General features: G+C 42.2%; 11 protein-coding genes. 1 reads left to right on the forward strand and 10 read right to left on the reverse strand.

Features of this window, described 5'->3' with window-relative positions:
* Positions 1 to 15 precede the first annotated feature (15 nt).
* The 5 genes from LX99_RS04780 to LX99_RS04800 all read right to left on the reverse strand — a co-directional run bounded on the left by LX99_RS04780 (position 16) and on the right by LX99_RS04800 (position 7,144).
* Entirely contained in the window at positions 16 to 1,170 is a 1,155-nt protein-coding gene (locus tag LX99_RS04780; protein WP_109606795.1) for a FecR family protein, read from the reverse strand.
* Positions 1,171 to 1,345: 175 nt separating this feature from the next.
* Positions 1,346 to 1,927: an RNA polymerase sigma factor gene (locus LX99_RS04785; RefSeq protein WP_109606796.1), complete on the reverse strand. Its 582-nt coding sequence runs from the start codon at positions 1,925 to 1,927 to the stop codon at positions 1,346 to 1,348.
* 496 nt (positions 1,928 to 2,423) lie between these two features.
* Positions 2,424 to 3,059 carry a response regulator gene (locus LX99_RS04790; RefSeq protein WP_109606797.1) on the reverse strand — a complete coding sequence of 212 codons (636 nt, stop codon included), beginning with the start codon at positions 3,057 to 3,059 and terminating at the stop codon, positions 2,424 to 2,426.
* 69 nt (positions 3,060 to 3,128) lie between these two features.
* Positions 3,129 to 6,014: a sensor histidine kinase gene (locus LX99_RS04795; RefSeq protein WP_109606798.1), complete on the reverse strand. Its 2,886-nt coding sequence runs from the start codon at positions 6,012 to 6,014 to the stop codon at positions 3,129 to 3,131.
* Positions 6,015 to 6,412: 398 nt separating this feature from the next.
* Entirely contained in the window at positions 6,413 to 7,144 is a 732-nt protein-coding gene (locus tag LX99_RS04800; RefSeq protein WP_109606799.1) for a DUF3667 domain-containing protein, read from the reverse strand.
* A 122-nt stretch (positions 7,145 to 7,266) separates the two neighbouring features.
* On the opposite strand from LX99_RS04800, the gene LX99_RS04805 reads away from it, so the two are divergent.
* On the forward strand, positions 7,267 to 8,028 hold the full coding sequence (locus LX99_RS04805) for a LuxR C-terminal-related transcriptional regulator (protein ID WP_109606800.1): 762 nt from the start codon (positions 7,267 to 7,269) through the stop codon (positions 8,026 to 8,028).
* 60 nt (positions 8,029 to 8,088) lie between these two features.
* Here the strand turns inward: LX99_RS04805 and LX99_RS04810 are convergent, their stop codons facing one another.
* From LX99_RS04810 to LX99_RS04830, 5 genes are all read right to left on the reverse strand, one after another.
* Positions 8,089 to 8,553, reverse strand: a complete 465-nt coding sequence (locus tag LX99_RS04810; protein ID WP_109606801.1) for a hypothetical protein — start codon at positions 8,551 to 8,553, stop codon at positions 8,089 to 8,091.
* Positions 8,554 to 8,624: 71 nt separating this feature from the next.
* The gene (locus LX99_RS04815; protein ID WP_109606802.1) at positions 8,625 to 8,969 is read right to left on the reverse strand and encodes a hypothetical protein; all 345 of its coding nucleotides are present in this window, start codon (positions 8,967 to 8,969) and stop codon (positions 8,625 to 8,627) included.
* Between the two features lie 9 nt (positions 8,970 to 8,978).
* Positions 8,979 to 10,565: a Na+/H+ antiporter gene (locus tag LX99_RS04820; protein ID WP_109606803.1), complete on the reverse strand. Its 1,587-nt coding sequence runs from the start codon at positions 10,563 to 10,565 to the stop codon at positions 8,979 to 8,981.
* A complete protein-coding gene (locus tag LX99_RS04825; protein WP_170122630.1) occupies positions 10,565 to 10,861 on the reverse strand; it encodes a hypothetical protein in 297 nt (98 codons plus the stop codon). The genes LX99_RS04820 and LX99_RS04825 overlap by 1 nt, the downstream gene beginning before the upstream one ends.
* On the reverse strand, positions 10,809 to 11,084 hold the full coding sequence (locus LX99_RS04830) for a hypothetical protein (protein ID WP_022829711.1): 276 nt from the start codon (positions 11,082 to 11,084) through the stop codon (positions 10,809 to 10,811). Before LX99_RS04830 ends, LX99_RS04825 begins: the two co-directional genes overlap by 53 nt.
* Positions 11,085 to 11,558: the final 474 nt, after the last annotated feature.

The following is an 11,558-nucleotide window of genomic DNA, read 5'->3' on the forward strand; positions in this document are numbered from 1 at the left end:
TTTTCAATCAGTGTGTTACTTGCTGCAGGATACTTTTACCGTTTTCCCATCCACCTCGAACCTGATATTGTTTAGCTCCAGTATTTTGAAAATTTCGTTAAGGTTGCTGCTGCGCGAGATCTCGCCAAAAAACTTCTCATCCGGAATTTTTCCGGCGTAAACCACATCTATATCATACCACCGGCTAATTTGCCTCATCACGGTACGCAGGTCCTCATCTGCAAATGAGAACACGCCGTTTTTCCAGGCCACTTCCTTTTCGGTATCCACCTCCTGCAAATGAACGCCGTTACTACTTAGCTGTGCCTGCTGCCCCGGCACAATTACCGCCGTGCCAGCCTGCGAACTCACTTTAACCGAACCTTCCAGCAAGGTGGTTTTAACCGCGGCTTCGTCGGCATAAGCGTTGATATTGAAATGGGTTCCCAAAACTTCTACAGTTTGCCCGGACGAACGTACCCTGAAAGGTATTGCCTTGTTTTTTGCAACCTCAAAATAACCTTCTCCGGTAAGGGTAACCAATCTTTCGGCACCTTTAAAAACAGTTGGATAGGTTAATGATGATGCCGCGTTAAGCCAAACGTTGGTACCATCGGGCAAAATCACCTTGTATTGCCCCCCCTTGGGTGTGCTGATTGTATTTTGAAGTACATCGCCTGACGATTGGGCGGCCTGGTATACAATTTCGCCGTTGCCCGTTTTGGAGATCAGCACACCGGCTTGCTGCGCAATTTGCCCGCTGTTTGTATTATCAAGCACAATGGTTTTACCATTACCAAGGGTTAGCGTAGCTTTGTTGCCGCCGGGTTTAATGCCGTTATAGTTATTGGCAATAATGTTACCGGGTTTGTGGCCGTTACGGAAAAAATAGATAGCGCCAACCGAAATAAATAACAGTATTGAGGCTGCCATCGCGTACTTTGCCCAGCTACGTTTTGACGAGATAGGGACGGGCTTTTTTCCGTATCGCGCTATCTCCTCATCAATGTTCGCCTTCATGGCTTCTTTCAAAGGCAAATAACCGGGTTCGTTCTCTTCGGTAATAAGGTCTTCTGTCAGGTCGAACAGATTATAATATGCCTCCAGGAACTTAATTTCTTCACCAGATGCTTCTCCTACCCTGTATTTAGCTAATAGTATCTTAAAATATGCCTTACTTGCCTCGTCCATTTACATCTTTTATATATACATGAGTCGGCAAAAAGAAAATAGCCCACGTCAGTTTAAAATATTTTTACATTTTTTTAATAAAAATATATTCCCGAAAGCTTACGGATAAAAATCCGGCAACATAATAGCTTAAAGAATGAAAATATTCAATTTAAATGAATGAAAAAACGTTTTATCAAATTTTTTGATAAAAATAAAGGAGGATATGAAGTAAAAAAAGTGATTTGCGAAGGGTAGCGAGCGCTTTACCCATCTGGTTACGTACTGTTTTTGGCGAAATTTGCAATTGATCTGCAATTTCCTGGCTCGAAAGGCCTTCATTGAAGCGCAAATTGAATATAAGTCGCTGTTGCGGGGGGAGTGTTTCAATCAGATCATTAAACGCTTTTAAAAATTCATCGTGCAGTACATTAGCGTCTGCCCGGCCAAGCGGGCTTTCAATTTCATGGGCTGCTTCAGGCAGCTCGGCATACCTCGATTCCTTTTCAATGTATTTAAACACCCCGTTGCGTGCGGCCACCAACAGGTAGGCCGGAAGATTATTGATGGGCGATTTTGATCCCCTTGTCCAAAGCTGTACAAAAACATCCTGTGTGATATCCCTGGCACGCCCGGTATCGTTAAGCCTTTTGTAGGCCGCATTATAAACCTGTTTCCAGTACTTGTTATACAAGGCATCAAAAGCAGACTTGTTGCCATCGCTTAAAAGCAATAACAGTTCGGCATCGTTAGCGATGTGTAGTTGTTCGGGGGCCATGGTGTTATTCCGGTTGATACTGCACAATTACTTATACAAACATCATGGTGGCTTAATGTTTAGTTTAAATCTGTTAAACCCAAATATAGGCTTTTATCAGCATGCATAACAACACAGTGTTATTTTGATGATCAGATTTATATAAATTCAAGGGATGCTTTAAATGACGAATCAATTCTCTGTTTAATCAGGCAAAGGGACGATGATTACCAAATCATTCTTGTACTGAATTATAAATGCCTTATGTAAATGTTATCGAAGCTACATCAATTGCATTTAGGTAGCCGCGCTTGCAAAGGTTTGCACACATGCGGCAGCTACGGCATGAGCCTTTAAAACAAGGCTCATGTCATAACAAGCCAGCACAATTAAAAATGATAAGGTTTAGGTTGTAAAGGGCCATAATAGCTGCTATTTAAAACTTTTCTTTTTCAGCTCCTTACAATACAAAAGTAGCCTTAACCCTTATCCCCCGCAATACTGAAAAAGTGGTATATTAAAATGCCCTGAATTTGTTGATGGCTTCAACTTTATTTTGTACCTGTAGTTTGATATAGGTATTACGGATATGTTTTTTTACTGTGCCTGTTGTAATTGCAAGCCTATCTGCAATTTCTTTATACTGCAGGCCCCGGGCCAGGTAGTTAAGCACCTCCACCTCCCGTTCGGTCAAATTTCCGGAGGCTGTGGTAGCGGTTGGTTTCACCGCGGCGTTTTCATTAAACGAGGCGATCACCCGTCGCGAAATGTAGGCGCTCATCGGCGATCCGCCCGCCGCGATTTCAATGATCGCGTTTTTAATCTCATCAGCCGATGATTCTTTGAGCACATAGCCGGTGGCGCCGCTTTTTAACGATTCAAAAATGTTGGTATTGTCATCATTAATGGTACACATCAAAAACTCGGTACCAGGCAGCAAGGGTTTGGCCCGGCGTACAAACTCAATGCCCGTCATCCCTTCAAGGTTTATATCAACTATAAAAACATCGGGTTTAAACTGGTTTATTTTTTTTAAAGCGGCCTCGGCATTACTGTACGATGCGATCAAACTTACACCACTCATATCATGAATAATTTGTTCCAGACCTCGCCTGAAATGTAAGTTATCCTCTATTAAAGCTATCCGGAGCATATTCTCTGATCAATAAAGCTCGCTAATATCCTAAATTATCATGGCTTCCGTTATACCTATTAAGTGGTATTAAACGTGTAATTTAAGGCTGATAAATGTTCCTTCTCCGGGGCCGGTATCAATTTTCAGATCAGCATTTAAGCGCCTGGCACGCGCATAAATATTACGGATACCCATGGTTTCAAGTTTCCGGGAATCCAGGTCAAAACCCCTGCCATCATCCCCAATAGTAACATACAGCTTTTTCTTGTTCAGGCTGATGGTTAAAAAGGCGTTTTGAGCGTTTGAATGTTTAATAATGTTATTTAACCCTTCCTTAACAAGTAAATAAATCTGCCTTCTCTTCTCCCCGCTAATGGTGATGTTATCTTCTTCAACCGGCGGCAGGCTTTCATGCAGGCGGATATCGCTATATTCAAAAAGCCTGACTGCCTGCTTATGAATAAAATTAACAAGATTGCTCACGTCGTCGTTTTCCGGATCAAGGCTCCATATAATCAGCCTCATTTGGGTTGATATATCCGTTATGGCCTCATGAATAGCGTCAATCTCTTTAGAAGCTGGCTGATCGGCCACTCTTTTACTTAACAATTCGGTTCGGAGCTTAATACCCGAAATACTCGCACCCAGGTCATCATGTACCTCGCTGCTGATGCGCTGGCGTTCGCGTTGCAGAGCGAGGGCGTTCTCGTAGTCTTTTTTCTGCAAACCGATAATAGACAGGTAATACTTGCGTACCACCAGGAAAACCACAATTATCGAAGCAAAAACTGCCATAACCTGTAACCATAATTGCTGGTACCACAAAGGCATCACATCAAACCGGAAAACAAGCGTTCGGCTCAATTGATTAAACCTGTCGGCAGCAACCGCTTCCAGTTCATAATGCCCCGGTGGTAACAAATCAAACCGTTTTTCGCCGGAGGGCGCCACGCTCCAGTTTTTATCAACTCCCTTTAGCCGGAAACGATATTGTATTTTCCCCATGCTTTTGTATGACAGCGCCACACAATTAAATATAATGGGCTTGCCATACATAAAGCTACTTTCTTGGTTGGCTGACCTGTCATCAATTATTACCGGCTTGGGCAAATTGGTGTTGCCTAAATTTTGCGTAACTGCTATTCCCTGATCTGTTGCTATATAATAATCATGATCATACCGAGCAACATCGGCTACGTTATCCGACGGAAGGCCATTACTGGTATTAAGCAAACTAACCCTGTAATTTCGATAATTATTACCAAAGCTGATAACACTTACACCTTTAGCCGTACAAGCCCATAACGTATTATCGTCTGTCCATACCAATTTGCGGATATCACCAGAAGAAATAGCAGGTGCATTAAATTGAATAACCTTTTTATCAGTCATCAAAAAAACGCCTTGAGACTCGGTACCTATAGCGCAGGCCGCTTCATTTGATGCAAGGCATTTAACGACGTTCACACCCTCTTTACTCAGTATTTTTACATAGGGTTCACTATTTGAATTGGGCGTAAGCCTGTACAGTCCGTAAAGCGATCCTACCAGGATGTCATTTTTATAACAGGTAATTGATGTGAGACGCAAATTTTCAAATGCATATCCCTGCGAATTTTCAAATGAATATCCTTGCCCGCGTTCAAATCGGTTTGCCATTGTAAGCACCGAGTTTTGTGATATAAAACACAAATTTTCCGGTTGCCAGGCAATTCCTTTTATGGGGCCAAAAAAATACTTTTCGGGATGCCACGAAGCTGGATTATTATTGGAAACATCCAATCCGAATATCCCGTTATCAGTGCCAACCATTAGCCTGTTACCCGGAATGGCAACAAGGCTGGTAATGCGGTTAAAATCAGACCTATCCTGCTTTATAGTCAAACTACCTATCGGCTGCCTTGATTTTGTACCAAGCTTCATGTAATTAATTACACTTAAAACGTGCCCCGTAAAAAGGTAACCGCCCGCTATACCAAGTTTCAGAACGTCCTCATTGGCCAAGCCGCTTTCGTTGTTAATAACACTTACTTCGGGATTGGTACTTAAAAAAAAGCCTCTATCGTAACTGCCAAACCAAATGTTATTTTCCCTGTCGATTACAGTAGCGGTGGTAATGTTATTCCTGAGATAATTTCTACGTTCGCCGGTAAGATAGTTAATGATGTATGTTCCCTGTTTTACAGTTGTAACGGCAACAATATCTTTACCGGTTGGATAAACAGAAGTAACGTTACCTTCAAAGCGGACTTTGTTTAACGGAATGATGCCACTTCTGTTTACCTGGTAAGCCTGCACCCACTCTTTGGTTATCAATAGTAAATGATCTTGCTGCAAAGCTAACCTGTAGGGTTTGATATTATTTTTTGCAGTAGAATAATTTAACTCTCCATCCGAAAGGTCTTTTTCGAGCATATCGAGGTCGTTTTGAGATAACTGAAACTCTTCTCCACCGGCACCGTAAATATTTCCAACTAAATTTTTTATGACATGCGGTGTTGATTTCAACTGTGCAAAATGATAAACTTTTGTACTAAGCGCATAATTTACACAAAGCTCATTGTAACGGTTAAAAAAGAAATTGCCAAAAGGTAATACCCATATTTTTTGCTGTGGATCAAGTTTGTGGATTACCCCATTTTCGTAATAGCAAAAACGGTAGTTATTACAGTAAAAAAAAATGCGGTGGTATTTGTCTTCAGCTATCCGGAAACATTCGTTACTTTCCAACCCATCAGCCGAAGTGAAATTTTTGAAATGCTGCCCATCAAATCTGCTTACACCCTTATCCGTCGCAATCCAGATAAAGCCCTTGCTATCCTGCATCATGTAATGAACACGCGAACTAAGCAAACCATCCGGCGCGCTGTAGTTTTTCAGATAAACCACCTCGTAAGGAATATCAGCATAAGCTCCCGTAAAGGGTAATAGCGTAAATATTAAAAGTTTTAAAAAAAAGCTTTTTAACCGCATTTGATTATTTGCTCCAATTTACGTTGCTGCTTTGTATGATAATATATTGCACAATAATACAAAGCCTGCACCTCTTGTTGTATCATCCATCAAAAATTAAACAAAATAATTTGTAATTAAAACCTGTGGCTGTAAATCCTGATGAGATATTGTTAGAATTAAGCCCTCCCCGGCATATGAAGCCATAGCAGCAATATAAAAAGCCCCGATGGCAAGGCGTGGTTAGCAATGCCGATTATATCAGGTGCGGCAAAAACTTAACTTATTTATAACGAATGGAACTCCTTGTAAATCCCAAAGGTGTTATTTGTTGGTTACCTTGATGTTGACATCTGCTTTCCAAAAACGCTGGCAGTAATTTTCAAAAAGCGATAAATTATCACTTGAACCCAATACCGTTAGTGCTTCAATAAAATATCGGCCGTTATCCCAAGTAACAATGCAACCAGCATAAATATAATTGAACCCAGTAGATATGCGGCAAGCGCTTTAAGGTAGTTTATCCATTTGCGCCCGTCAAAAAAAAGGGCGATAGCCCACACACAGTAGCATAGCCCGATCACTCCGCCGGTTGCTATTAAATTAAACTTAAACGCGCCGTAAGCAAAAGCGAAAACGGTATAGATCAGCATGCCCATCCCTATTACAAAACATAGCAAAATCAGGATCTCGAAAAAGTTGTAATTGTATTTTCTGAAAAACAGCTTCAGGGTGAAAGCTATAAAAACGCCCATTATAATATTTGAATAACCGTAATGCCCCTGTATCCATGCAAATATCGTGTCGGTTGCTGCACTCTCGGTTGATTTATAGGTGATATACTCCTCCTCTACATGAAAAATATGGTTTATTATTGAGTAGATGAGCGAAGTGATGGTAATAAACAACACAGGTTTTACCATGCGGCTCCGGTTATCAGCTAAAAACTCCCTTACATTTTGTCCCGGCCTGATCAGGAGTTCGCGGATGGTATAAAAAATACCTTTTTCAAAATGCAGTACATGCTGTATCTCGTGCAAAAGATAATGGCCATCCACCCGTTTTATAATCGCCGGATGGCCGCAGCTACTACAAAAATTACCGTCTACAGTACTGTCGCAGTTTTTACAATTGATGGTAGCCTTTATCATGGTTTAGGTAGTTTTAAGGTATTTATTCTTTTTCATTGCAGGGCTTGTATAATGCAAAAGTCAAAACAACAAAGTTTTTAAAGGCTACACTTTAGTGTAAATTTGCCGATAGGGCTATTAAAATGAATAATAATATCAATTCGGGTTTGCTAACCCGTAACAAAGTAGAAGTAACAGCGGATGAGAAAAAACTGCAGGAAAACAATTACCTGGAAGCGGTGAAAGCTTTTGCCCGGCTTACCTACGAAAGCGTTTATATCATTGATTATACCAACATGTCGTTTGAGTACGTATCAGAAAATCCTCTGTTTTTATGCGGTTATACACCGGCCGAAGTGTTACAGATGGGCTATGACTTCTATTTTAAAAATGTCCCCCCGGAAGATTTAGAATTGCTTACCCGCATAAACGAAGCAGGTTTTGACTTTTATGAAAAGCAGGCAGGTAAAAACAAAAAACTATACAGCATCACCTATGATTTTCACCTTATAAACCGCGACGGCAAACGTGTACTCATCAACCATAAACTTACCCCGCTGTTTTTAACCAACGAGCAAAAAATGTGGAAGGCTATGTGCGTTGTATCGATCTCCAACCATCAAAACGCGGGCAATGTATATATCCACAAACAAGGTGCAAACGAGATATGGCAGTTAGATACCACCAACAATACCTGGCACAAATTGCAAAAGCCCAGGCTTAATAAACGCGAAACGGAAGTTTTACGTTTGCATGCCCAGGGGCTAACCATCAACCAGATAGCCGAACGCTTATTTGTGGTGCCCGACACTGTAAAGTACTACAGGCGGCAAATTTTTGAGCGCCTTGAAGTAAGCAACATGACAGAAGCCCTGTCCGTTGCCGTTAATAGGCAGATCATTTAACGTAAGTATGGTCATGTAAAGTAAAAATGCCTCCCCATTACCGGGGAAGCATTTATGTTATCAGCTTAAATATGAATTGAGCAGCGTTTCCCAATCCTTTGCCTGTTTTTCAATCTGTTTGATTTTCATCTCGTTATCTTCAAACTGGCGATAAAAGGTTATGCTATCAATCACTTTGTTTTGCGCATCGGCTATCTGTAATGCGATCGAACCTACGGATGTACCATTCATAGTTTTCCGTACATAGGTTTTTGTTGCTTTTGCCAGGTTGTAAACTATAGTTTCAGATTGGTTAAGATCTGCAAGTAACAACAACCTACCCGGTTTGGCCCAACCTATAATTCTGTCGCTAACCTGTTCGTAACGTGTAAGATCAAGACTTAATGCCGAGGCTTTGTTAAACAACTTGTTCCTTAATAAAGCAAGTTGCTTTTGTTTTGAACGTTTAATGATGATATAAAGGGGCACGCCAAAAAGCGCCATCACCCCTCCTGCAATCAGGGAGCTTTCTAAAATATGAGTCATGGTAAGATTTTCTAAATAAGTTTAAAAGAAGCGGCAAAGCTTCGTTAATTGGGCAGAAAACTTAGTAATCATTACCAAAAAACATGGAAAGGGAACAGGATCAGCAATAACTTTCGGGGTACCTGGTCATTGCGCGAAGTAATGATATGCTGCGAAATTCTATCACCGCCTCTTGCCTGGCCAACCGGTATTACCGTTAAAAATGCAGCGTGAACGGTTACCTGCTGCTTACATAGCAGCTGGCTGTTTAAAACAGATGCCAATGAATTTTCCTCTGCAAAAATTTCGGCATGCAAACACTGCCTTACAGTCAGCCTCGCCTCATGCATTATAGTAACAGGCTTTTTAGCCTTTGCAGCAGAAGCAAGGCATAAAAGGCCGGATAATACAATAAGCTTAGTTAATCTGTAAAACATACTCAAACGTTAATTTCTCCGGGTCCTGGCTTCTTCCAGATCAAGCTCGCGCTCACGGGCGCGGATCAGGTGATCTGCAAACTCTTTGTTCCGGTGCATTTTTTTTAGTTCGTTTCGGCGCACATCAATAATATCCAGCAGCATCTGGCGATAATTATGAATAAAAGCAGGTGTTTGCTCATCACCGTCCAGTTGCTTCCCGGCAATCTCGGCCATACGCTCGTACTTCTCTTTTACGCGCCTAAACAAGGGCTTTTCTTCTATATCCAGGCCGCAATTATCGTCCAGGTAAGCGATAACCGCTGTGGCCAGCCGGTGCCTGATCTGCTGCTCCTGGCTCCTGTCATCATCCACAACCTTCAAATTAAGCATCCGCAGTATAAAAGGAAGACTTAACCCCTGCAATACAAGCGTAAACAGTATCACCACAAAAGTGATAAACAGGATGAGGTTACGGTGCGGGAAAGCCGTTCCATCTGCAAGCGTTAGCGGAATGGCAAGCGCCGATGCAAGCGAAACCACGCCCCGCATACCGCTCCAGCCTATCACAAAAACCGGTCGCCAGTTGAGCGGCCCCTCCCGTTTTGCTATGCGGCGGCTGAATAGACGCGGAAGATAGGCAGACGGAAAAACCCAGATCAGCCTTACAATGATCGATAGTAAACTTATCGCCACCGCGAACACGATACAATCAGACAGGGAGTAATGCCCTATACCCGCAACGATATCAGGTAATTGCAGCCCTATCATGATAAACACTACGCCATTCAATAAAAAGATGGCTACATTCCATACGTTGAGTATTTGCAGCCGCGAATCGTACGAAAAAATATCCGACGAGCGGAAAGACAAAAATAACCCGCCGCTAACAACCGCCAGCACACCCGAAAAATGAAAATGCTCGGCAGTAAGGTACATCAGGTATGGCGCAATCAATGTAAGTGACGTATCGATGCCAGGCGTGGTTGGCAAAAAGCGGTGGATGGCATAAACCACATGCGCTATGGCAAGGCCTATCAATACCCCCATAATCACTACCGAAAAGAAACTGCCCGTTGCCTGCCAAAACGTAAACTGCCCGGTAGAAATAGCCAGCAGCGCAAATCTGAAAACTATAAGGCTGGATGCATCATTAACCAGGCTTTCACCTTCCAGTATGGCTACTATCCGGGCGGGTACTTTCAAATCCTTAAATACCGATGCCGCGGCAACCGCATCGGGCGGCGAAATTACGCCGCCCAGCAAAAAGCCCAACGCTAACGAGCAATCCGGAATAAGCCAATGGGCAAAAAATGCGACGGTAGTAGCCGTAAAAATCACCAGGCCGAAGGCCAATAAGGAGATCGGCCTGCGCAAACGCCAAAACTCGGCCCACGAAGTATTCCAGGCGGCGGAGTATAACAATGGAGGCAGAAAAACCACGAATATGATTTCCGGATCCATTTTTATAACCGGCACGCCCGGAATAAAGCTGATCACCAACCCCGACAGCACCAATAATATAGGGTACGATACGTTTATTTTATTGCTGAGCAAAGCCAGCATAGATGTTGTGAACAGCAGAGCCAGCACAACAAGCAAATTATCCTGAATCATTATTGTTCGGTTAAAGGTTTGTCAACTTCAATATCCGATAAAGATACGAAACGCACCACGCCCCTGTAATTAATCCAAATACCTGTCCAGCTATTGCTATCATAACCAAGAAATACGGCTTGAGGCACCTGTGGGTCAAACCCTTCAAATAGTTTTCCGGTATAACGCAGCCGTGTGCCAACGGCTAAATTTTCATTATTCATCAATATTGTTTTTAATAAGTAAAAGGAAGCAAAACCAAACTCAGGCCACAGGCCTCCAGATTTTGAATACGTTTTCATAGCGGCTGCCGCCATCCCTTATCAATAAGGCGATATCATCCTGCCTTTCAGGAAAATATTTTTCTACCAGTTGTTGGATGCGTAAAAGAATTGCTCCCATTCCCGACTCGATAGTAACCAGCGGAATCTTTATTTTAATGATCATATCCTGGAAATGGACCTCGGCCTCTTCCCTGAATTCTTTGGCCAGCATAACCGCTACCTGCGAATGAAACTTTTTCTTTGCATTTCTTTTCATAACTCCATGTTAACGAGATAATCATTTTTCAATTAACTGCCATTAATGGTTATCGCCTGTTCATGAAAAACAAACGTTATCAATACAAAAAAAATATCAGTTACTACCAGAAGGCATGAAAAGGATACAGGAGAAACCTGTAATACAAATGCTTATATATAAATAAAATTTGGGGCGTTTGTACCAGAACCGGGAAACGAAGGTCTGCCGACTGCGAGGTGGCAGCCTCTGCATGCAAATCAGGCGAATAATTGGGTTGCTGCCGGAATCTGATAACTGTTTTAAGCAAATCATCCTGCAGATTTGCGGCTAATTGACCGGCTTTTTTTAAACGGTTAACCGACTTTAGGGTTGACGGGGATCCGTTTGCAACTGCCGAGGCATACGAAACCTGCGTTAGTGCTGAAAAGCACAACACCGCAAACATTCCGAACAATAACCTCAAGCGTTTTGCCATAATAGCAAATATAAAAA

It is taken from the genome of Mucilaginibacter oryzae (assembly GCF_003148845.1).
In the GTDB taxonomy this organism is placed as follows: domain Bacteria; phylum Bacteroidota; class Bacteroidia; order Sphingobacteriales; family Sphingobacteriaceae; genus Mucilaginibacter; species Mucilaginibacter oryzae.

What these genes read in the sequence shown, in the direction of transcription:
- LX99_RS04785 (WP_109606796.1), bottom strand. Translation starts at nt 1,927, where the DNA reads ATGGCCCCCGAACAACTACACATCGCTAACGATGCCGAACTGTTATTG.
- LX99_RS04820 (WP_109606803.1), bottom strand. Translation starts at nt 10,565, where the DNA reads ATGATTCAGGATAATTTGCTTGTTGTGCTGGCTCTGCTGTTCACAACA.
- LX99_RS04790 (WP_109606797.1), bottom strand. Translation starts at nt 3,059, where the DNA reads ATGCTCCGGATAGCTTTAATAGAGGATAACTTACATTTCAGGCGAGGT.
- LX99_RS04800 (WP_109606799.1), bottom strand. Translation starts at nt 7,144, where the DNA reads ATGATAAAGGCTACCATCAATTGTAAAAACTGCGACAGTACTGTAGAC.
- LX99_RS04830 (WP_022829711.1), bottom strand. Translation starts at nt 11,084, where the DNA reads ATGAAAAGAAATGCAAAGAAAAAGTTTCATTCGCAGGTAGCGGTTATG.
- LX99_RS04815 (WP_109606802.1), bottom strand. Translation starts at nt 8,969, where the DNA reads ATGTTTTACAGATTAACTAAGCTTATTGTATTATCCGGCCTTTTATGC.
- LX99_RS04780 (WP_109606795.1), bottom strand. Translation starts at nt 1,170, where the DNA reads ATGGACGAGGCAAGTAAGGCATATTTTAAGATACTATTAGCTAAATAC.
- LX99_RS04810 (WP_109606801.1), bottom strand. Translation starts at nt 8,553, where the DNA reads ATGACTCATATTTTAGAAAGCTCCCTGATTGCAGGAGGGGTGATGGCG.
- LX99_RS04825 (WP_170122630.1), bottom strand. Translation starts at nt 10,861, where the DNA reads ATGGCGGCAGCCGCTATGAAAACGTATTCAAAATCTGGAGGCCTGTGG.
- LX99_RS04805 (WP_109606800.1), top strand. Translation starts at nt 7,267, where the DNA reads ATGAATAATAATATCAATTCGGGTTTGCTAACCCGTAACAAAGTAGAA.
- LX99_RS04795 (WP_109606798.1), bottom strand. Translation starts at nt 6,014, where the DNA reads ATGCGGTTAAAAAGCTTTTTTTTAAAACTTTTAATATTTACGCTATTA.